Raw genomic sequence first — 22288 nt, 5'->3', positions numbered from 1 at the left:
TATTTGGCTGCCGCCCGACAGCCCTGTCTCCGCTTCCCCCAGCACGGGAAGAGCCTATTCGAAGACGGTTAACGGCCCGCTAATCATACCGGACCGCCGTATAAAATTAGGTTGCGGACGAACGCTCAAGCGCCCCCGCATCTCCGGGTATCCGCGCCTGTTTTCGAGCCTTCACCCTTTTGGCCAGCGACACCAGCGCCAGAGTCGCCAGTCCGACGGTGGCAAGAGCGCTAAGGCCCGGCGCCGCGCGACGCACCGCGGGATGCTTCAACACAGCCGCCGCCGCGACGATCCGAGGCGACGGTAGGGTACGCGTCAAAAAATGCGCAGCAGGCAAGACGTTCAGTACCCGAGACGCGTGCGAAACGATCGATTTGGCCATGCGGAGATCCTTCTTGGAAACTTTGTTATCTCACAATACGGCGTTCGCCATAAGGAACGGATGCGGGACAAGGCGAACCGCATCAAGATCAGGTAGCGTTCCGCTTGCCATGGCCTTTTGGTAGCGCTATCAGTTAACAACAAGACAAGCAAGCAAGCAGGCAGGACGAAAATGGCGAACCCGATATCCCGGCGCACCCTTTCCACTCTGATACTGGCGGGCATGGTCGCACCTGCCGTCGTCACGGCCAAGGCCCTGCCGCCCAGGGGCCGCACCGTAGCACTCGACCTCTCGCGCGCGACAACGCCAGTGGATCGCTTTTTCGACCTGTCCATAGGCTCCGATTTTCCCGGCACCCTGATCCGCGACGACAGCCTGGGCCAATTGAAAACAACCGTCGATGAACTGGGCTTTCGCTATATCCGCTTCCACGCCATCTTCCACGATGTACTGGGCACGGTGAAGATCGTGGACGGCAAGACCGTCTGTGACTGGACGAAACTCGACTATCTCTACGATGCCCTGCTGGCCCGGCGTATTAAACCCTTCGTCGAACTGGGCTTCACGCCCGAGGCGCTGAAAACCTCCGACAACCGTATCTTCTACTGGCAGGGCAACACTTCCCACCCCAAGCCGGATGCGTGGAAAGACCTGATCGACGCCTTCATCCGCCACATCCTGACGCGCTATGGCGCCGCCGAAGTGCGCACCTGGTTCTTCGAGGTGTGGAACGAACCCAATCTCGACGGCTTCTGGGAAAAGGCCGATCAGGCCGCCTATTTCGACCTCTATGTCCTGACCGCCAATACGATCAAGGCGATCGATCCAGCCTTGCGCGTCGGCGGTCCGTCCACGGCTGGCGCCGCCTGGGTGCCGGAATTCCTGGCCCACGTTCATAAAGCCGGCGCGGCGGTCGATTTCGTCACCACCCACACCTATGGCGTCGATGGCGGCTTTCTCGACGAAGAGGGCAAGTCCGACACCAAGCTCTCGCCCTCGCCCGACGCCATCATCGGCGACATCCGCCGCGTCCGCGCCGAAATCGAAGCCTCGGCCTATCCCGGCCTGCCGCTCTATTTCACTGAATGGAGCACCAGCTATACGCCGCGCGACCTGGTCCACGACAGCTATATCAGCGCGCCCTATATCCTCACCAAACTAAAGGCCAGCCAGGGCCTGCTCCAGGGCATGAGCTACTGGGTCTATACCGACCTGTTCGAAGAACCCGGCCCACCGCCGACGCCCTTCCATGGCGGCTTCGGCCTGATGACGCGCGAAGGCATCCGCAAACCGGCCTGGTTCGCCTACAAATATCTCAACGCCCTGACCGGCAAGTCTATCCCCGCGACCGACGCGCAGGTTTGGGCCGCCACCGACGCCGGTTCGGTCGCCGCCGTGGTCTGGGACTTCCAGCAGCCGGAACAGCCGGTCAGCAACAAACCCTTCTATAGCCGCATCGTCCCCAACGAAGCCGCACCGGGCCTCACGCTTGACCTGTCTCACCTGACACCCGGCACCTATGCGCTGCGCGTCCATCGCACCGGCTTCCGCGCCAATGACGCCTATTCGGCCTATATCGAGATGGGCGCACCCAAATCGCTGACCCCGGACCAGATCGCGCACATGAACGCCCTCACCCGCGATGCGCCGGAAACCGCCCGCAACATAACCGTGGCCAAATCCGGCACGGCATCCGTGGCGCTGGACATGCGCAGCAACGATATCGTCCTCGTCACCCTGACACCGGTAAAATAACGACTCTCCGATCATACCGGTGCACGGCCTTCCCTGCCGGGACAGCACCGCGTTGCGAAATTGCGAGACACACGGCCACCTGCCTCTGGTCCAGTCACGACCAATTTTGATAGAACCAAATTAAAACCAATTAATAACATCATGTTTTTACAGAGGAAATATGTCGATATTTTCACCTGTAAAGGTCTTTTTATGGCTAAATTGCGACATAAATACAATAATTATATAAAATTGTGACCAAGAGTCACGGAACTCAGCCGCATTGAGATGGACATATGACAACTTTGCGCGTGTATTGGTACGCACCAATTTATGCGTTGGTTACGTTAGGGGCCGCATTCGGGCTGAACGTATTGCCATAACCGTCGCGTCGCATGGGCGCCCACAGGAAGGACCAAGATGATCATCCGTCAATTTGGACATACGCGAAAAACACTGATGACAGGCGCATGCCTGACTGCGGTGGCCGCACTGGCCATCGGCTTCACACCGGCCAGCGCGCAGGACGCCGCCGCCAATGCCGCCCCCACTACTACCGCCACCGCCGATTCCACCGAAGTCGTCGTCACCGGCGTGCGCAAATCGCTGAAATCCGCCCAGCAGATCAAGCGTAACGCCGATACCATCGTCGATTCGATCACCTCCGAAGACATCGGCTCCTTCCCGGACAAGTCGGTCGCCGAAGCCCTGCAACGCGTCGCCGGCATCACCGTCGTGCGCTTCAACGGCACGGACGACACGTCGCACTTCTCCGCTGAACCCTCCGGCGTCCTGGTGCGCGGCCTGATGCAGGTCCGCTCCGAATTCAACGGCCGCGACACCTTCTCGGCCAACTCCTCGCGCGGCCTGTCGTGGGGCGATGTCTCACCGGAACTGATGGCGGGCGTCGATACCTATAAGAACCAGACCGCCGACCTGATCGAAGGTGGTATAGCCGGCTCGATCAACCTGCGCACCCGCCTGCCCTTCGACAGCAAGGGCCGCCTACTTGTCGTCAACGCCAGCACCAACTATGGCGACCTGGCCAAGAAGGAAGGCTACGACGCCTCCGCCATCTGGTCCGACCGCTGGTCCACCGACCTGGGCGAATTTGGCGTCATGGCCAACTTCGCCGTGTCACAGGTCTATACCGGCTCGCAAGGCATCCAATACGACCGCATGGGCATATTCGACGTGCCATCCGTCTTCGGCCCCGGCCTGAAGTACATTCCGTCCGTCGTCTACAACCGCGAAAACGTCTATGACCGCAACCGCAAGGGCGTGGCTCTGGCGGCGCAATGGCGCTCCAATGACGGCTCCTTGCTGCTCACCGCGCAATATAACCGCTCCCAGTACCGCAATTCGTGGCAGGAATACGCCATTTCCGGCTCGGCCTTCAGCGTCTACGGCCTGCCGACCGACTATGTCGAAACCAATCCCGACGTGGTCAAGCCCGCCAACGGCACCGCCCCCTTCACCTTCGACGGCAACGGCAATTTCCTGACCGGCGAGATGTCGACCCTGATCGGCTACCTGGCCGACGACGATGCCGCATCGGCCGCCAATGTTGCTTCGATCGCGCCGGGCGTTCCCTTGCTGGCCACCTGTCACTCCTGGTCGGGCTGCGCGACCGGCGCCGACGCCCGCCGCGGCGCCCAGATCCAGTCCGCGTCCAACTACCTGAAGAACAACGAATATACCGAAGACGTGTCGGTGAACCTGAAATGGGACATTTCCGACACCATGCGCGCCAGCTTCGACGTCCAGCACGTGAAGTCCGAGGTGGCGAACTTCAACGCCAACGTCAACATGAACACCTACGGCAACATGTATCTGGACACGACCGGCAAATATCCGGTCATGACCCTGACCGATACCAATGTGCCCTATGTCAACCTGGCGACGGGCGGTTTCACCAACGCGCATAACTACAACTACTATTCCGCCTCCGATCACGCCGAAGAATCGTCAGGCACCGAAACCGCCGCCCGTGCCGATTTCGAATGGTCGCTTAACGGCACCTGGCTCGACACCCTGAAGGTCGGCGCGCGCTATGCCGACCGCGACCAGACCGTCCGCTGGGGCGCCTATAACTGGGCCAATATCACCTCGACCTGGGGCAATCAGTCGGCGGTCTACAATGCCGACCTGCCCGTCTACGGCACCGACCCGTACCAGAGCCACACCTTCAACAGCGATTTCTTCCGTGGCGGTGTGATGGGCACCCAGTCCTTCGTCTTCTTCAACATGGATCACCTGAAATCGTCGGCGGCCGTGGGCGACAATCTCGGCAACAACGGCACGACCCGCAGCTTCAGCGGTTTCTACCCGGTCTGTTCGAATGCCGGCTACCGTGCAGGCGAAATCTCGTCCGGTGACTTTGGCTGCTACACCGCGCCGGAAATCCACCCGACCTCGGAAAAGACCAAGGCCGCCTACGCCATGTTGAAATTCGGCGGCCATGACGCCACTCTGTTCGGCTTCGGCGTATCGGGCAATATCGGCGTGCGCTACGTCGAAACCCGCAACGAATCCGTCGGCGGCATCCTGCTGCCGCAACCGTTCAGCACCACCTACACCCCGGCGGAGTTGCAATGTACCCGAACCGTGAACACCTCCGACCCGCAACATCCCTACAATAGCTGGACGCCCGGCTGCCTGATCTCGGCCAGCGACCTCGCCTTCAACAACAACGCCTATATCCAAAGCACCGCCACGGCGACGCACCACAATGTCCTGCCCAGCTTCAATATCAAGTTCGACCTGAACGACGAATGGGTGCTGCGCTTCGCCGCCTCCAAGGCCATGTCGCGGCCCGACCTGGGCTATATGAAAAACTACGCCTCCATCGACCGTCAAGGGTCGCCGATCGCCACCAACCCGACCGATCCGCGCATCGTCTATGACAGCAACGGCCTGGCCGTCGGCTACAACTTCAGCTACCAGAGCAACGCCGCCAACCCGTACCTGAAACCGATGACGGCCGATCAGTTCGACCTCTCCATCGAACACTATTTCGCCAGCGTCGGCTCCTTCACCTTCACCGGCTTCAGCAAAAAGTTCTACGACTATATCCAGTACGGGAGCTACGACCTGACCCTGACCAATAATGGCGTCACCAAGACGGTGAAGGTCAACGGCCCGGTCAATGGCAACGGCGCCGCCATCAAGGGCTTCGAAGTGGCCTATCAACGCTTCTTCGACTTCCTGCCGGGACCGTTCAACGGTCTGGGCATCCAGGCGAACTACACCCACGTCGTCAATAACGGGATCACCAATACCAACCTGATCTCGGAATCGGCCGACGGTGGCACCAATACGGGCGGCGGCGGCCTGAGGCAGGCGTCGGATTCGATCAATCCGCATGCCCTGGAAGGCATCTCCAAGGATTCGTACAACCTGATCTTCATGTACGAAAAGCCGAAATTCTCGGCACGCCTGGCCTATAACTGGCGCTCGCGCTTCCTGGTCACCTCGGTTGACTGCTGCATCGGTTTCCCGATCTGGCAGGACGCCGCCGGCTATCTCGACGGCTCGCTGAAATACCGTATCAACGACCGTGTCGAACTGAGCCTCGAAGGCTCCAACCTGCTCGATACCGACACTGTCCTGAAACAGCAGGTCGATCAGAACGGCACCCTGGCCCCCAATGCCTGGTTCAAGAACGATCGCCGCATCCAGGCTGGTGTGCAGGTAAAGTTCTAAACCGCATCCGAAACGTGTAACCCACGTTTCGCTGCATAAAGGCAAAGCAGTAGAACGCCGATCTGACTGGCTCAGATCGGCGTTCTTAATTTGGCATCGACGCCCGCCCGTAACAGCAAGCCGTAAAAAGTGAACCCGCTTCGGCCGATTTTTGGATACCTCCCGCCCGATTAATTGTAAGGGCCCCCTTGCAATTGATGTTCAAACGCCGTGGAAATGATATGCCAAAAGATCTCCGTCGCCTCAGGCCTGTATTTTCGCGCTGGATGAGCCTGAGACACTGGCGGTCACAGCTCGTATTCTGGATCGGCGGCCTGCTTGTCGGCGTGGTCGCGGTTCTGGTCGCCAAGGTCGCCGACGGCGCGCAAGCCCTCTTTCATTTGGGCGTTGCGAAGGTCGGATGGCTGCCGCTTGTCATCACCCCGGTTGGATTTGCGATAAGCGCCTTTGCCGCCCGCCGCTGGTTCCCCGGCTCCCAGGGCAGCGGTATTCCGCAAGTCATCGCCGCCACCGAAATCGTCCGGCATAACCCCAAAGGCCTCGACCGTCTGGTGTCATTACGTGTCGTGCTCGGGAAAACGGCGCTCCTGTTCCTGGGCTTGCTGACGGGCGCCTCGATCGGCCGTGAAGGCCCCACAGTGCAGATCGGCGCGGCGCTCATGCGCATGACCGGCCGCATCGGCGGCATTGTCAGCAATGAATCGGCACTCCTCTTGGCCGGGGGCGCAGCCGGCGTCGCCGCCGCCTTCAATACCCCGCTGGCGGGTATCGTCTTTGCCATCGAAGAGCTGGGCAAGTCCTTCGAGCAAAGGACATCCGGGACCGTGATCTTTACCGTCATGCTGGCCGGTATCGCTTCCCTTGGCATGGTCGGGGATTATATCTATTTCGGGCATTCGGATGCCCATCTTCAGCCACTCCCCGATACCCTGGCCGTTCTTGTCTGTGGTCTGGGCGGCGGGGCGCTGGGGGGCCTGTTCGCCCGCATTCTCGTGTTCTGCAACAAACGCCTGGGCCGCGTCTTCAACGGCTTTTTCGAACGCCGCCGCATACTGTTCGCCGCCCTGTGCGGCCTGTCGGTTGCCCTCATTGGCGTGGTCAGCGGCACCGATATATTCGGCACTGGCTATTCCGAAGCGCGGTCCCTGCTGGGCGGGGCTGACACCGGCTCACCCCTGTTTGGCGTCCTCAAATGGGTATCCACCCTGCTGTCGAGCGCCAGCGGCATCCCCGGCGGCCTGTTCGCGCCATCCCTGTCGACAGGGGCCGGACTCGGCGCCGACATGCACTGGCTGCTTCCCGTCGCCCCATTGGGCACCATGGTGCTGCTCGGGATGGTCGCCTATTTTTCCGGCGTCGTTCAGTCGCCGCTGACGTCCTTCGTCATCGTCATGGAAATGACCAACAGCCACAACATGGTCATGCCGCTCATCGCGGCCAGCGTCCTGGCCTACAGCGTCTCCCGGCTGATCTGCCCGCGGCCGCTGTATCACAGCCTGTCGCAAACCTTTATCGATGAGGAACGCCGGATGCGCCGCAGCGAGGCTGCTTCGACCGGCGCCTGAACAGGCCCGTTTGCCGTCAGGCCAGAGGCGGTTCGGGGGCGTCCTGAAACGACTCTTCCATGAGCATACCGGCGGGCTGGTCATCAAGTCCGGCGGCGCGGATCAGATCATCGAGTCCGCTGACCAGATTTTCGAGCGCCTGTCCGTCAAGTGACCTAAGCGCCTGGGTCAGGGTTTCCTGTATGGTCGACGCCGGACGCGCAGCCGCCGCCCTGCCCGCCGCCGTAATATGCAACTCGCGCCGGCGTCCATCCGTGGCCGATATCTTGCGCGTCAGGAAGGCCTTGGCTTCCAGCCGGCCAACCACCTCGGACACCGTACTTTGATGCGTAAGGCTTTGTGCGGCCAGGTCGTTGATCGACACGCCGTCGTTTTCACTGACATAGCGCAGGATAAAGAGTTGCGCCGTCGTCAGGCCAGAGGCGCGCTCGCATTGCGCGGATGACAGACGCGCAGCCTGGACGATACGCCTGATCGCATCCAGCGCTCTTTGGGGTCTGTCATCCATATCACGACTCGCTGTCCGAAGATCGGCCGGATCTGTCATCCGTAACCGAGGCCTGACACCCTCAGGTCGTCAGGCCATAATCTCCCAAGCCATAGAGTCTCTACGCCATCAGATCAATGACCGTATGCATCAGTTCATGCGGTTGAAACGGCTTGCGGATTTCGGCATCTGCCCCGGCGCGCACGGCGGCCGATGTCGCCCGTTCCGACGTCACCCGTTCGCCCAGTCCCGCCGACATGGCCAGCACCCGCACCTTGGGCCACGTGCCCTTAATGATCTTGATGCCTTCCAATCCCCCCATGCCGGGCATGAAGATGTCCGACACCAGCAGATCGAGATGCGCGATATCGGGATTGGCCAGGGCCTCCTCCATCGATTTCGCCGTGCTGACGCGATAGCCGTTATCGGTCAATATCTGAGCGGTCAGGTGTGACACCACCGGGCTGTCGTCGACCACCAGGGCGTGATTGCGTTTGCGCCCTTCGCTCGTATTGTCATAGGCCGCCTGGACGATGGCGCGAAGCTGCTTGGGCGTGAACGGCTTGCGCAGGACGTAATCGACATTGGCGCGGCGCGCGGCGCGCAAGGTCTCGTCTATCGCCTCTTCGCGGCTGCCGGCCGTCATCACCGCAATCGTGGCTTCCGGCGCTAGATCGCGGATCGCCTGAAGGTGCCCAAGCGTGTTTTCCTCGCCCAGGAAGATATCGACAAAGACCAGCGACGGCCGCTGGCGCACCAGCACGCTCAACGCCTCTTCGAGCGTTTTGGCCGTCGCATAGGTCCAATCCTCGCTCTGGACCATCTTGCCGATGATCTGTGACTGGGTGTGACTGTCTTCGATAATTAACGCCAGGCCGTCCGCCATAAAAATATTCCCGTACAACTCTATTCAATAGGTACTGAAACCAGCCTAACGCATCGGAGTTAACATAGAATATCGTCGTTATACAAAATGCGCGTGCGGATTGCAGCTTTCGGCAACTGGACCAAAAGCAAAGCCCACTCAACCTACCGGTACGACGTTTCAGCGAAGCGCAACGTTAGCTTTCAATTAAAGGCAAATTGGTAGGGTCGCATTCATATTTGACCCTACTTATGCCTGGCGCAAAATGCGCTTTGACGAAGGAATCGAAGCATGGATAGCGTAACGTTTGCAACCGCCTCAATTTCACCGAGTGCGGTAGTAACACCCACTCCCCCCGTTCAGCCTTCGGCTCCTGTGGCATCGCCCGCAAAGACAATCTATTCTGACCGGGTAGCCAGCGCCGTTTCTGCCCTTGCCTCAGGTTCAAAAGCCTCTCTTGATGATCAAGTTGATGCGTACCGTCGTTTGACGGACCTAATCTGCAATGGCGCGAAGCTCTACAAAGCCGGCAACCCGGACGATCTAAAAAGTGCTATCGATGCATACCATAATTCTGATATCGCAAAGCGCATTGATAAGGTCAGCAATCAGTACTCAGCTAGAGCTGCCTCTGGAACGGGCGGCCCCGCCAACAGTCTGAATGCCATTAATACCTTTTCGTCCGACGACCAGAAGTTGTTGTTTGTCTCCCTAATGGGGGATGCGGAATATAATACCGTCGAGGACTGGAAAGCCGGCATGGCACAATTTGCTTCGAACTATGACGAAAACAGCGGGAAGAAAACGACTCAAACCATTACCATACAAATGGTGGCCCAACGCTTCGGTCTTACCGACGCGCCTTCTGTGAGTGGAGACACGGTTTCGCTTTCAAAAGATGCTGTTAACGCTCTGGTCTCGGGCAAAGACGAGACGACAAACACAGCCAATTCGGCTAAACAGGCGCTAACCACTCTGACCAGCGAGCCCAATACCGTGAGTGCAGCCGACGTCGCCTTGTCGCTGCTTACGGCGGCAAAGGACAGCGCATCAACTAGCCCCTCCCAATCCGGCCAGGACAAAGTGGAAAAACCCAGCACGGCAGATAAGACAAGCAACCTTGCCAACAGCAAAGCAGGCAAGAGTGTAAGCCTGATCGTATGAGATAAGATATTTAGTTGGCGAAAGCCGGCACCATATTGGCTTTCGGAATAAAGCTGCCATTCTAGGCGTGAGTGCCGAGCGTCCGTCGGCATACGCCTCGCTTCACCGCAACTCGACAAACCATTTGCGACCAGGCACGTCGTTCCTCATGCCCTGACCGCCGCCTGAGAACGCATACCGTCTCAGGCTTGCAGTCTCAGGCTTCAAAGCGGCTATTTCGACATATGCATACTCATGCCGGCCATCATTTCCGGGCGCGACAACATCCCGTCCGCATTGGCGTCGGCCGCCATGAACATGGCCTTCGACGCGGCCTCCGCCTCAGCCATGCTGATCAGGCCATCCTTATTGGTGTCGGCCTGCGCCATCTTGTGGGACACCATTATCTTGATCCGGGCCGGATCAACCGTCATGCCGGTGGCCGCATGGTCGGCGGTCGCAGCGACGGTCATTTCGTTTGCGGACAATTGTCCATCCGCATTGGTGTCGGCAGCAGTGAACATCGATTTGGCGGCGGCGGCGCGCTCATCCATGCTGACCATACCGTCGCCATTGGTGTCCATCATCTTCATATTGGCCTCGACCATCGCCCCGCCGCCCGTCATCGGCATACCCGTCATGGGTGTCGCCATCTTGGGCATATCAGGCTTGGGTGCGCCAACCATAGGAGCGCCAACCACGGGAGCCCCAGTCATATGCGCGTCAGACTGCGCCGCACTTCCGGTCGTCTGGGCAAGGGCGGGCGCGGCGGCGCAAACGCCGAGCACGCATAGGGTTACGAGCGTCGTTTTCATGACATATCCTGTGGTTGGGTAATGCGGTCCGGCGAAAAAGGCCCGGCGCGGACGAACCATAGACCGGCGAACATCAGCATTCGATACGGAGTGCGTTCACACCCCCGACAGGCCCCGCCCTTGACACACCCGTCACCGGCATTAGACTGCGCGCCATGGATATTCGCGCACGTCTGACACTCGTGAACTGGCTCAAGGGAAATCCCGTCACGGGATCATAGCCCGAAGTCCGGCCGCGCGCCTTCCGGATTTCGGGATGGCGCGATACGCTGAAACCCTTCCGGAACCCGGCCATCGCCAGTCCGGCGCACATCACCCCAAACATCCTTTCGCCGCCGGGCGCGTTTCGCGCCCGCTCCGGCCCGTGCGCGAGTCCCTGCCATGTCCCCGATCCAAGCTCAAAAACCGAAAACTACCCGCCCGCCCGATATCGTCATCGGCGACAGCGATTTCGCCACACTGACCGCCCTGGCTGAAGGCGTCGGCGGTCCCTTGGCCGACGCCGCCGACCAGTTGCTGACCGAACTGGACCGCGCCCGCCGCGTGCCTGATGACGCCCTGCCCCATGACCGCGTGCGCCTGTACGACTGGGTTGAATTCCAGACCGGGGACGGCGCGGCGCGGCGCGTGCAACTGGTTCGCCCGGAAGACGCCGACATTACCGAAGGCCGCATTTCGGTCCTCACCCCGGTCGGCGCCGCCCTGATCGGTCTGGCGCCCGCAAAGCCCATCGCCTTCGTCACGCCCGGTGGTGGCCGCCAAACCCTGACCGTCCTGACGACAGCGCGGGGGGAATGACATGCATACGCCCGCCCCGCTCCTGCTTACGCCGCGCGATCACCACGCGCTCGAACATCTGGTCCGCACTGGCGCGGATCAGGATGACGCCCTGGCCCGGGCCCTGGCGCGCAAGCTGTCCCAGGTCCGCATCGTCAGCCCCGACACCATGCCTGCCGACATTGTGACCTTGGATACCCGTCTGGCCTTTGAAATCGATGGCCTGCATGTCCACGAACGGACCCTGGTCCTGCCTCAGGACTATGTGCCCGATGGGCGCTGCATCTCGGTCGCCGCCCTGCGCGGTCTCGCCTTGCTCGGTCTGAAGGCGGGCCAGAGCGCGGCCGTCAGCCATGGCGGACGAATCGAACGGCTAAGACTGATGGACGTCCTGTACCAACCCGAAGCCGAACGCCATATCCCGCAACCCGCTTGCGGTCGCGCCGCAAATGATGGTTAGGCAATGACGGGTAGCGAAGGTCCTACTTCAAAATACCTTGCAAACCGCTCCAGCCGACATAGAACGCCACCAGCGAAATCAATGCGCCCGACAGGTACGGCGCGGCATTGGCCACGCGTCCAAACCCCTTGAACCGCTTTGAGATGTGACGCACGCTCATGGCCGCCAACACCCCCGACGCCACCATGGTCAGGGCCAGCCCGATGCTGAAACACAAGACCAAGGTCGCCCCCAGCGCGATCCGCTTCAGTTGCAGGCATAGCAAAAGCACGGTGATCGACGCCGGACACGGGATCAGCCCGCCGGTCAGGCCGAATATGATGATCTGAGGCGTCGTCACGGTTTGCCCGGCGAAATGGCGCGTAATGTCCTCGGCATGGGCCTGCTCGTGGGCGTCCGCATAGGCGGGATCGTGGTCATGATCATGGTGGTCATGGTGGTGATCGTGCCCGTGATCATCATGGTCGTGCCCGTGGTCATGGTCATGGTCATGATCGTGATGGTGATGCCCATGATCATGACCCTGATCGCCGCCCTGCCGGTAGGACCAGGTGCGCCAGATCATCCACAACGCAACCCCCAGCATCACCACCGCCGACGCCACCTGAAAATAGGGCTCGGCGACATTGGCGTCCCACCTCTGACCCAGCCACAGCCCGCCCAGCGCGATCAACCACACAATCAGCGTATGCGACACCGTCGCCGACAGCCCCAGCAACACCGCCTGCCCCACCGTGCCGCGCACGGCGACGATAAAGGCCGCCATCATCGTCTTGGAATGGCCGGGCTCAAGCCCGTGCAGCGCCCCTAAAAGGATGGCGGACGGAATGAACAGCCACGCATTGGCCGCCCCTTGCTGAAGCAGGTGCGCGAAATCGGTCACGGCCTACTTCTTGACATAGGTATGGATGATCTCGACCAGGGCTTCCTGGGCGTCGGCATCGAGCGCGCCGGGGAATTTCTCGCCGTCGACCAGATGGTAGCGGATATGGTGTTCGACCACCTCCCCCATCAATCCGGACACGGACCCGCGCACCCCGGCGATCAGGTGCATGATCTTTTCGCTCTCGGCCTCGGCCTCAAAGGCGCGCTCTATGGCCTCGACCTGGCCCCGGATGCGCCGTACCCGCGCCAGCATCTTTTCTTTTTCACGATCGGCATGTGACATGCGATAAATATAGGATACCCCCCTATCTTATGTCAACGATCGGCTTGCACCTAACAAATGAATCGACTAATCATGATATATGGATAAAAAAGACGCCCTCGCCGCCTTCGATGCCCTCAGCCAGGAAACCCGGCTCGACGCCCTGCGCCTGCTGATTCAGGCCGGACCGGAGGGCATTGCCGCGGGCGACGTGTCCGACCGACTGGGCGTCAAACAGAACACCATGTCGGCCAATCTGAAAATCCTGACCCAGGCGGGCCTGATCGACAGCCATCGCGATGGCCGCACCATCCGCTATGTCGCCCGCTTCGACGCCCTTCAAAACCTGATCTTGTTCCTCATGGACGATTGCTGCGGCGGCCGTCCCGATCTGTGCCAGCCGGTATTCGACCGCCTCAACCGGGCGTGCTGTTAATGGCCACGCCCACACCCTTCGCTCGCCAACTGTCCGCCGAACTGATCGGAACGGCCCTGTTGCTGGCCACGGTGGTGGGCTCCGGCATCATGGCTGAGCACCTGGCGGGCGGTAACGTCGCCATCGCGCTGCTGGGCAATACCCTGGCCACCGGCGCCATGCTGGTGGTGCTGATCACCGCCTTCGGCCCGATGTCGGGCGCCCATTTCAATCCGGTGGTGTCGCTAATCTTCACCCTTAAGGGCGAAATCGCGCCCCGGACCGGCCTGGCCTATACGGGCGTTCAAATCGCAGGCGCGGTGCTGGGCGTCTGGCTGGCCCACGCCATGTTCGGCCTCGATATCGCGCAAGCCTCACATAAGGTCCGCACCGGCCCGGCCCAGTGGCTGTCGGAAGGCGTCGCCACCTTCGGCCTGATCCTGACCATACTGGCCGTCCGTCAGGCGCGCGCCGATGCGGTGGCCGTGATGGTTGGGCTGTACATCACCGCCGCCTACTGGTTCACCGCCTCGACCTCTTTTGCCAATCCCGCCGTCACCCTGGCGCGCAGCCTGAGCGACACCTTCGCCGGTATCCGCCCCCAGGATGCGCCGCTGTTCATCCTGGCCCAGATCGCCGGCGCCCTCGCGGCCCTGGCCGTCTGCCACTGGCTGCTGCAACCGCCCACTCAGGAAAGCCTGCCCTCATGACCGTCACCATATATCATAATCCCGATTGCGGCACGTCGCGCAACGTCCTGGCCGTCATCGAAGCCGCCGGCTACACCCCCACCGTCATCAACTACCTGCAAACCGGCTGGCAACGCGAACCTCTGCTGGCCCTGCTGGCGGCGGCGGGCCTGACCCCATGTGAGGCTTTGCGCGAAACCAAGTCCCCGGCGCGTGAGCTGGGCCTGCTCGAACCGGGCGTCAGCGACGATGCACTGATCGAGGCCATGTTGCAGCATCCCGTCCTGGTCAACCGCCCCATCGTCGTCACCGGAAAAGGCACCCGCCTGTGCCGCCCGTCCGAAACCGTACTCGACCTGCTCGACCGCTGGCCCACCGGCCCCTTCACCAAGGAAGACGGCAGCCTGATGATCGACGCCACCGGCCACCGCGTCGGCTGAGCCACCGGCCGGCTATTTCTTCACGAGCGGTCCAATGGCCCAGAAGGCGGGCACAGTATCAAAACTCAAACTCTGCGCAGTGGGCCAACGGCCAGCGTCAAAAAGTACCCGTCCCGGCCCAACCCCCGGCATCTTCATCTTGTCGAGCCCCGCCGGCAACGACTTTACCTCGCCGCTGGCCAACCGGACCTGCGCGGACGAAGGTCCCGCTATAAACAGACACGTGATCTGCGGAACCATCGGCGCCATAGGCCCGGTCAGCTTGTGCAGCCAGGCATTGACCTGCGCGATCGCCAGGCTCAGATTTTTCGCATCGACCGTTATTGACGGGGGCAAAACGGGCATGAAAACCGGACTCATACGGTAAGCCACCCCGCTCGGCCCGGTGAAGACCACCGTCGCCTCGCCACGCAATTGCTCGGGCCCGGGCAACGGGCTCACAAAGCCCATGCTGTCGACATGAAGCTGTGTTTCCTTCCCCTTTTCGACCAGAGACACAGCGATCTTGTCTATGGAAACGCCTTTTTTGCTCAGAGTGTATCCCATTTTAAAATGGGACCTCTTCGCGACCGCCAGATCGTAATAGGACGCCAGCAAAGGAAAGGCCCGGCCGATTTTGAGCGGCCCATCTTTCGCCGCCGCCGCCGCACACCCGGCCGCGCCTGCGCCCCCCGAGGCGATCAGTCCAGCCACCATCAGACGCCGATTAAGATCTGCCATTGCCCCCTCCGACACAAAACGACGCGGCCGATGCCCCGTGCATAACACGTGTAAACATGACACGAACCACATCTCAAACGCAACCTTGGGATTAGCAACACTACCGCCGCTAGACATACCCCGCGATTACGCACACTATCGGCGCAATGGGGGAACACCGCCGTGACCGACATGACCACCGCCGATCTGATTCTGACACGCCGCTTCGAATGGGCGGGGAATGACCCGGTTGACATACATGTGTGGCGCCCCGTCGAGATTGCTCCCAAAGGCGCCTATGTCTGCGCGTATCAAATAGATGGACTGGAAGGCAGCACAGTCAATCGCTGCCATGGTTCGGACGGTCTTCAGGCGCTCAACCTGACCCTTACCGCCATCGCTGCCCGCCTCTATAATTCCGACGCCTATCTTACCGGGCGACTGACCTATCTCGGCGGTCGTGATCTTGGCCTGCCCTATTTCGCCGGGGAAGATCCAACGACCGGGGCGTTCGGCCAAGCAAAACTAATGACACCGGCAGGAAACATCGCCGTTGTCCGGATGCCCGGCCACCCCGTTCCCTACGTCGCTTGCGCCGTCCAAAGCCTCGACAGCCTCACGGCGCATCTGGCGGCGCTTAAACAGGATATGGAAACGCAGCCCGGCAAAGCGGGTAAGCGGCTGAGGCGTATTATCGCCTACCTTGAAGAAACGCGCGCCTTTTATGATGAAGCCTGCGGCCATTCCCGCGAAGGCAAGCCGCCGGCACAGACGGGACCCGAACAGTCGCCACTATAGTCATACCGCACTTCATCACCCCCACTTCATATAAGTATTACTTAAATACATACAATATACCAGTTTCACGCCCACATCCGAGGCAAATTATGGCATTTATGCAGTATCTACAGATCGCATCAATTGCCGCCGACGGCAAAAAATTGCTGCGCAGATGAATATTTTGGTTCAGTTCACGCTTCATAAAGCTAATTTACATACAGTCCTTTTTGGATACTTAAGTAATATGTGCTATATATGTATGCCTGCGGGCGAATCGGCCCAACATGTTCGCCGGGAAATGGATATGTCCCTGGCCACGGTTTGCGCGGCTTCATCCCCCCAATAATGAAGCCGCGCCGGCGGGCGCGCCCCCCCTCCTGCGCGCCCGCCCCTTCTCTCCTTTTACCGACCCTCTCATTGCCGATTCCGGCAGCGTCTGCCCTTGCGCGACTCTGCGCACAGCTCCATATCGTTGTTTTACGAAACATGCGCCATCTTGCCGCCGCGCCAGTTCGCGCCGACTCGTCTCATAGGGGCTATCTCATGCTGAAACACACCCTCGCCGCCTGCTCATTCCTGGTTCTGGCGCACGCCACCGCGGCCCTGGCCGCCGATCCCGCCGCGCCCGAACCCGCCGCGAAAGCGTTTAAGATCGGCACGCTCGATGCCGTCTCCCTGCACGATGCCCAATTCACCCCGCCCAATGATGGCAAGGTGTTTGGCGCCGATGTCGGGCCCGAAGCCGTCGCCAAGGTGCTGAAGGCCGCCGGCGCCCCGACCGACAAGATCACGCTTAGCGTCGATGCCCTGCTGGTCAAGACCGGCGCCCAGGTCGTCCTGATCGACACCGGCGTCGGCGGCGCCTTGCAAGGCAGCCTGCTCAAGGGCGGCTTTACCCCCGACGCCGTCACCGACATCCTGATCACCCACGCCCACCCGGACCATATCGGCGGGCTGGTGACATCGGACGGCAAGCTGGCCTTCCCCAACGCCATGATCCGTATGTCGAGTGCCGAATGGGCGTGGCTGCAAGCCAAGCCGGAACAGACCAAGCTGGTCGCCGCCATCTCCAGCCACGTCAAAACCTTTGAACCCGGTGACATCGTCGCCCCCGGCATCACCGCCATGGCGATCAAGGGTCACACCCCCGGCCACGTCGGCTATGAAATCGTATCGGGCAAGGACCGCCTGCTCGATATCGGCGACACGGCCCATAGTTCGATCATCTCCCTGGCCGAGCCGCAATGGCTACAAGGCTACGACACCGACGAAGCGGTCGGCCGCGACACCCGCGAAGCCATGCTGGCCAAATGGGCCGCCAGCCAGGAACGCCTGTTCTCGCCGCACTTCCCCTATCCCGGCGTCGGCACGGTGGTGAAATCCGGCGACCACTACGCCTGGAAGCCGTCCCTGTCCGCGAAGTAAAACAAGCCGCCCACCTCCCCGCCTACTCCCTGTACCTCCCCACCTACGGTGGGGTTTGGCGTAGGCGGACGTACAGCGTCCGACACGCCATGGGACCCGCGCCCGTAGGGCGGGGTGGTGGGGCACCTTTACTCCCTACGGAAAACATCGCGATGACCGCTACCGACCGCATAGTCCTGTCAAGCGACCACTCTGCCATTGCGCTGAGGCAGTCGATCGCCAGCCACATCAAGGCGCGCGGCTGGGAGGTCGTCGATATCGGCCCGACCTCGCCCGATAGCACCGACTACCCCGAACACGGCATCGCCGCCGCCCAACGTGTGGCGTCCGGCGAATTCCGGTTTGGCATTATCCTGTGCGGCACCGGGCAAGGCATCATGATGGCAGCCAATAAGGTCAAGGGCATCCGCTGCGGTGTGTGCTCGGATACCTTCTCCGCCCGCATGATCCGCCAACATAACGACGCCAATATGCTGTCTCTCGGCGCGCGCGTCGTCGGCGAAGCCCTGGCCCTCGATATCGTCGATGCCTTCCTGAATGCCGATTTCGAAGGCGGCCGTCACGCCCGCCGCGTGGACATGATCAAAGCCGCCGAGCTTTAGCTGGGCGCCATTCAACCCGCCTACATTTCTGAGATAAGATAGTCGCCTTCACGCCCGTTCCGGACATTCACGATTCACCATTCGACGCCCGAGACCGGACATCAGCGAGTTAATATTCCGCTAGGATGAATTAAGTAATTGGGCCCATGTCGGCGCCCTTGGGGGGAATCGTTCAGAGCTACAATCGCATCAGAGGCATATTCGACCTACGGCAGGCTGCCAATGAATCGGCAAAGAAGCCTATTGCAGGTTGAGTGTTAATATGCCCTAACTGCAAGTGTAAATTGACAAATTAGCCGGGGGGAACGGTGATAGGTAAGGTTTTTCTTTCGCACAGTTCAGCTGACAAGCCGCTGGTTGAAGCCGTATACAAAATTGTTGGAGAACGGTTTGCTGAATATGATGCAGCAACGTTTGAGGGCGGCCTTCCTAATTGGGAAGTAATCGTCCGTGCATTTGAACGTTGCCAAATTTTCGCACTTTTTGCTACATCAAAGGCAATTGGCTCCCGTTGGGTGCAAAATGAAATTCGTGAAGCGCGGCAAAGGATAAAGGATGATCGTCTCAAACGAATACTAGTCTTCACGACGGATGGTGGGGGAATTTCTGATATCCCGGAAAACCTGCGTGAGTTCGCTGCATTCTTAACGTTAACCAAACCATCCACCATTGCACAAGCTATCCAGCGTCACCTCTTAGAGTTAAGCGCTATTGATCGCCAAGATGAAGATGACTTTGTCGGCAGGGATGCTGAATTAGCGCAGATAAAAGGCCTTGTTCTTGACCCTGACAAAGAGATCACGGGTATTTCGGTTTCAGGTCTGGCGCTACTGGGTAGGCGCGCCTTAATAAACCAGGTGATGCGAAACCTCTATCCATCGCTTAGTCGACCCAACCGCGTCGTCGACTTTCACATCTTTCAATCTTGTGCGGATATCGCCATCGATCTGTACGGCTCTGTGAACGAGTTGATCTCACCGGAGACGATTTCGGACCTGAGACAGAAATTCAAGTCGGATGATGCAGAATCTTGCGGACGCAACCTTTACAGTATTCTCGAAACATTAGCTGCCCAGAAGCAATATGTCATATTTTCAGATAGAGGGGGTATTATCAATCACTCCGGTAGCCTCACGAATATAGCCTCGGCGGTGGTTAAATCGTCCAATAAGTCAGGTGCGCTCCGCGTCTTTTTCGTTACAACGCGGAAACCGGTGGCCAGAGCTAGGTCCGCATTTCCGAATATCGCGTTCTTTGACCTTAATCCGATGAACGCTGAAGCTGCACGACAATATATTGTCCAAAAGTCGCGCACTCGCCATATTTCACTGACCGCCAATCAAATAGGACAAATTGTAGAGTTGGGCCGCGGTCATGTTCAAAATTACGATTTTATTCTTGAGAAGTGCAAGTTATATCCGCCAGCGATCGCACTCGGCAATCTTGATGACATCTACGAAGTCAGCAGGGATCGTTCTCGAAAATTGCTTGACAGCATTGAGCTCTCAGAAAACGGCAAGTTTTTTGTCTCGGTGTTGAACCACTATTTCAACGTTCCAGCCGAATTCATTCCAGCGCTTTTTGATAAGTTCGAAGACGCCGCTGAAGTTTGCAACGAGTTATTGGACAAACACGTTATTGTCGAAGAACATGGAATATACAGTATATCGGCGCCGCTAGTCGAAGCTGCCGGTCGGGACCGGCGCTTTGACTTGGGCTCAGAAAGGACGGGCGCTATTGCGATCAAGTTTGCGACTCTTCTAGCCGAATATAAGGATGACGGAGTCATACCCGTCAACATAATTGATGCCGCAAGTATTGCCAGCATCGAGGCCGGTACGGCTGGGACAACTGCAACGAACTGGAGCAGCCAGTTCATCTTGCCTTCACATTATATCTATCTCGCACGCCACGCCTACAACAAAAGACAGTATGAGAAGGCCATTGATTACAGCAATTCTGCAATTAGCTACCAAGCATCACTAACAAACGCGGCCTACATCTACGCTTGCCGAACATTGGGACTCAGTGCGGCACGTTTGGGCGATGACGCTACCGTAAAAAGCGCCGTAGCAAAGCTCAACGCCGTAGACGATGTTTATTCGAAAGCGGCGGGAGCTTTTGTTCGCGGTTTCAATTTTAGACTTCTCGGCGATTTTCCTGCTGCTGAGGCGGAATTCCATCGTGCGCGTGAAACTCTACGTGACGACGTCTCTCTGCTACGAGAGCTTGCCCTTTTATCATTATTAACGCGGGATTATGAAAAGGCGATTGATTACGCTGACAGTGCTCTAATCGTGGCGTCGGATTCCGCGTATATTCTGGATATTTTAGCGAGGTCGTTGGCGGCGACGCTCGATCGGCATTCTTTGGAATATGACTTCCGCATGTTAGATGTCCTCAAACGCCTTGAAAGAGCTTCCGACCGAAACAATTATTCGTTCTATCAGCTTCGTAGCGCAGAAAAGGATCTTGCCTTAAGTCGATATCCTGCGGCACTGCAATCCGCTAATGATGCAGTTCGCATATCGCCAGATCTCGCAGCTACGTATTTGATGCGCGCCAAAGTACATCTTGCATCTGGAAAGATAAAGGAGGCCCGCGAAGATCGTGATGCTGCGAAAGCACGAACTCATACTGGCAAAAATCGGCACCGATATTTTGACGCAGAGATCTTACGGTTAGAAATTGAGATTGCAATAAAAGCGAGAAGGTGGACGGAAGCAACAGTTCATCACAAAAGTCTCGAACAGTTCGGCGTGTCGGATTCTGATACACTAGGACGGATCATAGCACGAGGCATTAATGGGGACCGTACCAACTTGGACGCCTCAGTCCGCCTCTGGGCAAGTCAATACAAGGGGTATTGATCCTCAACATTGAGTTTGCACCGATCACCCCAGCAGGTCTCGATTAGTACGCCCGGAGGAAAGGTGGGAAAATGTCAACTAATGGCCTTTCTATGGAAACCGGGGCCGCCCCTAGGCGAGGCGGCGCGATACGGCATGCGCGCCGAAAGCGGCAATTTGAAAGCACGGCATTTTTGCAAGGTGTGCGGCTCGCCCGTTCTGATGACCCGCCACGCCACGCCGAAAGTATTCACCGCGTGCTGCAAGCCTCGATGAACCTGAGCTATACAACCCACGGATCGTGACCTATTCTTCTCTTGGCTACGTTTGGGACTACCTCAATCCTGATCTGCTCAACTTCGCAATGATGTCTTAGTTGCGCCCATAGCAGCCATTGCGCGTTGTGGCCCGCGAAATTCCCAATAGCAGACGAAAGCCCTACAATCAGTAGCCTATCAACTAGGGTCCGCGTCACAAGACGCCAGTAATACCAACCTCCACTGATTAGTACCCCTTTGTCCATTCCCTTATGCCGAGCGACATAATGCGCCATGGCTGTTCTATAAGTTTGTTCCAAGCTGGACGGCTCTAAAAACCCCTCGTCAAGGCGGGCAGATCGTGATTCACTGACTATGGTTTCCATCGGAGGTTTCGATGAATGGTCAGGCTGGATTTTTTGACGTTGAAGACAGACTACAGCGGTTGAGCGATCTTGGCGATCAGCTCGAGGCCTATGACAGGCTTGTGGATTTCGAGCATTTCCGCCCGGCGTTGGAGACGGCTGTCCGCTATTGTGACGGCACCAAGGGGGGACGTCCCCCTTTTGATGCCGTTATGATGTTCAAGATCCTGATCATCCAAACCCAGAACAATCTGGGCGATGATAGGACTGAGTTTCTTATCAACGACCGGCTGTCTTTCATGCGCTTCCTGGGGTTAAGTCTCGGTGACAAAGTGCCTGACGCCAAGACGATCTGGTTGTTCCGCGAACGCCTGGTGAAGGTTGGTGCGATTGAAGGCCTGTTCAAGCAATTCGCCGCCATGATCCGGGACGCTGGTTATATTGCGATGTCCGGGCAATTGATCGACGCCACGGTCGTGGCCGCGCCGAAGCAGCGCAATACTCAGGAAGAGAAGCAGGACCCGTGTGGAACCGGCGCTCCCAATCTCTAAAGATGGTCCACTGTCTCATCGCTAGATTGAGGAACTCATCATCGATGGGGTAAACCCTAAACATCTCAGAATATTCATCAACAGCTTTATCGAAGATTGACGAAAAATAGTGGGGCGCACCGTTCATATCAACAAT

At 58.9% G+C, this 22288-nt stretch carries 20 protein-coding genes and 1 pseudogene; 14 read left to right on the top strand and 7 right to left on the bottom strand.

Going from position 1 to position 22288, the window contains the following annotated elements; translation table 11 throughout:
* Nucleotides 1-106: 106 nt before the first annotated feature.
* Entirely contained in the window at nt 107-382 is a 276-nt protein-coding gene (locus AEAC466_RS35615; RefSeq protein ID WP_023458654.1) for a hypothetical protein, read from the bottom strand.
* 171 nt (nt 383-553) lie between these two features.
* On the opposite strand from AEAC466_RS35615, the gene AEAC466_RS35610 reads away from it, so the two are divergent.
* The 3 genes from AEAC466_RS35610 (at nt 554) to AEAC466_RS35600 (ending at nt 7386) form a co-directional block, all read left to right on the top strand.
* Nucleotides 554-2137: a GH39 family glycosyl hydrolase gene (locus AEAC466_RS35610; protein ID WP_023458653.1), complete on the top strand. Its 1584-nt coding sequence runs from the start codon at nt 554-556 to the stop codon at nt 2135-2137.
* 438 nt (nt 2138-2575) lie between these two features.
* On the top strand, nt 2576-5821 hold the full coding sequence (locus AEAC466_RS35605; protein WP_031238961.1) for a TonB-dependent receptor: 3246 nt from the start codon (nt 2576-2578) through the stop codon (nt 5819-5821).
* Between the two features lie 221 nt (nt 5822-6042).
* Complete coding sequence (locus AEAC466_RS35600) at nt 6043-7386, top strand: chloride channel protein (RefSeq protein WP_031238960.1); 1344 nt, start codon at nt 6043-6045, stop codon at nt 7384-7386.
* Between the two features lie 16 nt (nt 7387-7402).
* Here the strand turns inward: AEAC466_RS35600 and AEAC466_RS43790 are convergent, their stop codons facing one another.
* The gene (locus AEAC466_RS43790) at nt 7403-7894 is read right to left on the bottom strand and encodes a MarR family winged helix-turn-helix transcriptional regulator (protein WP_162148955.1); all 492 of its coding nucleotides are present in this window, start codon (nt 7892-7894) and stop codon (nt 7403-7405) included.
* Nucleotides 7895-7994: 100 nt separating this feature from the next.
* Entirely contained in the window at nt 7995-8759 is a 765-nt protein-coding gene (locus AEAC466_RS35595) for a response regulator (RefSeq protein WP_023458649.1), read from the bottom strand.
* 270 nt (nt 8760-9029) lie between these two features.
* On the opposite strand from AEAC466_RS35595, the gene AEAC466_RS35590 reads away from it, so the two are divergent.
* A complete protein-coding gene (locus AEAC466_RS35590; protein ID WP_155913676.1) occupies nt 9030-9902 on the top strand; it encodes a hypothetical protein in 873 nt (290 codons plus the stop codon).
* A 212-nt stretch (nt 9903-10114) separates the two neighbouring features.
* On the opposite strand, the gene AEAC466_RS43785 is transcribed toward AEAC466_RS35590, so the two are convergent.
* Nucleotides 10115-10696, bottom strand: a complete 582-nt coding sequence (locus tag AEAC466_RS43785) for an EF-hand domain-containing protein (protein ID WP_023458647.1) — start codon at nt 10694-10696, stop codon at nt 10115-10117.
* Between the two features lie 381 nt (nt 10697-11077).
* On the opposite strand from AEAC466_RS43785, the gene AEAC466_RS35585 reads away from it, so the two are divergent.
* Both AEAC466_RS35585 and AEAC466_RS43780 read left to right on the top strand, forming a co-directional pair.
* Nucleotides 11078-11494, top strand: coding sequence for a GreA/GreB family elongation factor (locus AEAC466_RS35585; protein ID WP_023458646.1), 417 nt, complete (start codon nt 11078-11080; stop codon nt 11492-11494).
* 1 nt (nt 11495) lies between these two features.
* A complete protein-coding gene (locus tag AEAC466_RS43780) occupies nt 11496-11933 on the top strand; it encodes a hypothetical protein (RefSeq protein ID WP_023458645.1) in 438 nt (145 codons plus the stop codon).
* Between the two features lie 22 nt (nt 11934-11955).
* Here AEAC466_RS43780 and AEAC466_RS35575 read toward each other — a convergent pair whose 3' ends face one another.
* On the bottom strand, nt 11956-12816 hold the full coding sequence (locus tag AEAC466_RS35575; protein WP_023458644.1) for a nickel/cobalt efflux transporter: 861 nt from the start codon (nt 12814-12816) through the stop codon (nt 11956-11958).
* A gap of 3 nt (nt 12817-12819) precedes the next feature.
* The gene (locus tag AEAC466_RS35570; protein WP_023458643.1) at nt 12820-13101 is read right to left on the bottom strand and encodes a metal/formaldehyde-sensitive transcriptional repressor; all 282 of its coding nucleotides are present in this window, start codon (nt 13099-13101) and stop codon (nt 12820-12822) included.
* Nucleotides 13102-13180: 79 nt separating this feature from the next.
* Here AEAC466_RS35570 and AEAC466_RS35565 point away from each other — a divergent pair, with 79 nt between their 5' ends.
* The 3 genes from AEAC466_RS35565 to arsC are packed head-to-tail and all read left to right on the top strand — an operon-like array spanning nt 13181 to nt 14624.
* Nucleotides 13181-13516: an ArsR/SmtB family transcription factor gene (locus tag AEAC466_RS35565; RefSeq protein WP_023458642.1), complete on the top strand. Its 336-nt coding sequence runs from the start codon at nt 13181-13183 to the stop codon at nt 13514-13516.
* A complete protein-coding gene (locus tag AEAC466_RS35560) occupies nt 13516-14205 on the top strand; it encodes an aquaporin (RefSeq protein WP_023458641.1) in 690 nt (229 codons plus the stop codon). The genes AEAC466_RS35565 and AEAC466_RS35560 overlap by 1 nt, the downstream gene beginning before the upstream one ends.
* Nucleotides 14202-14624 (top strand): arsenate reductase (glutaredoxin), encoded by a 423-nt coding sequence (arsC, locus tag AEAC466_RS35555; protein WP_023458640.1) that lies wholly within the window; start codon nt 14202-14204, stop codon nt 14622-14624. The genes AEAC466_RS35560 and arsC overlap by 4 nt, the downstream gene beginning before the upstream one ends.
* A 12-nt stretch (nt 14625-14636) precedes the next feature.
* Here the strand turns inward: arsC and AEAC466_RS35550 are convergent, their stop codons facing one another.
* Nucleotides 14637-15344: a hypothetical protein gene (locus AEAC466_RS35550; protein WP_023458639.1), complete on the bottom strand. Its 708-nt coding sequence runs from the start codon at nt 15342-15344 to the stop codon at nt 14637-14639.
* 171 nt (nt 15345-15515) lie between these two features.
* On the opposite strand from AEAC466_RS35550, the gene AEAC466_RS35545 reads away from it, so the two are divergent.
* The 5 genes and pseudogenes from AEAC466_RS35545 to AEAC466_RS35525 all read left to right on the top strand — a co-directional run.
* On the top strand, nt 15516-16121 hold the full coding sequence (locus AEAC466_RS35545; protein ID WP_444826222.1) for a DUF6968 family protein: 606 nt from the start codon (nt 15516-15518) through the stop codon (nt 16119-16121).
* 525 nt (nt 16122-16646) lie between these two features.
* Entirely contained in the window at nt 16647-17528 is an 882-nt protein-coding gene (locus AEAC466_RS35540) for an MBL fold metallo-hydrolase (RefSeq protein ID WP_023458637.1), read from the top strand.
* A gap of 152 nt (nt 17529-17680) precedes the next feature.
* Entirely contained in the window at nt 17681-18130 is a 450-nt protein-coding gene (gene rpiB / locus AEAC466_RS35535) for a ribose 5-phosphate isomerase B (protein WP_023458636.1), read from the top strand.
* Between the two features lie 308 nt (nt 18131-18438).
* Nucleotides 18439-21000 (top strand): toll/interleukin-1 receptor domain-containing protein, encoded by a 2562-nt coding sequence (locus tag AEAC466_RS35530; RefSeq protein ID WP_155913672.1) that lies wholly within the window; start codon nt 18439-18441, stop codon nt 20998-21000.
* Between the two features lie 633 nt (nt 21001-21633).
* Nucleotides 21634-22146 (top strand): annotated as a pseudogene (locus tag AEAC466_RS35525) (transposase); the annotation flags it as partial.
* Nucleotides 22147-22288 lie beyond the last annotated feature (142 nt).

Source organism: Asticcacaulis sp. AC466, from assembly GCF_000495815.1.
GTDB lineage: Bacteria > Pseudomonadota > Alphaproteobacteria > Caulobacterales > Caulobacteraceae > Asticcacaulis.
This window is presented reverse-complemented; position numbering and strand designations above follow the sequence as displayed.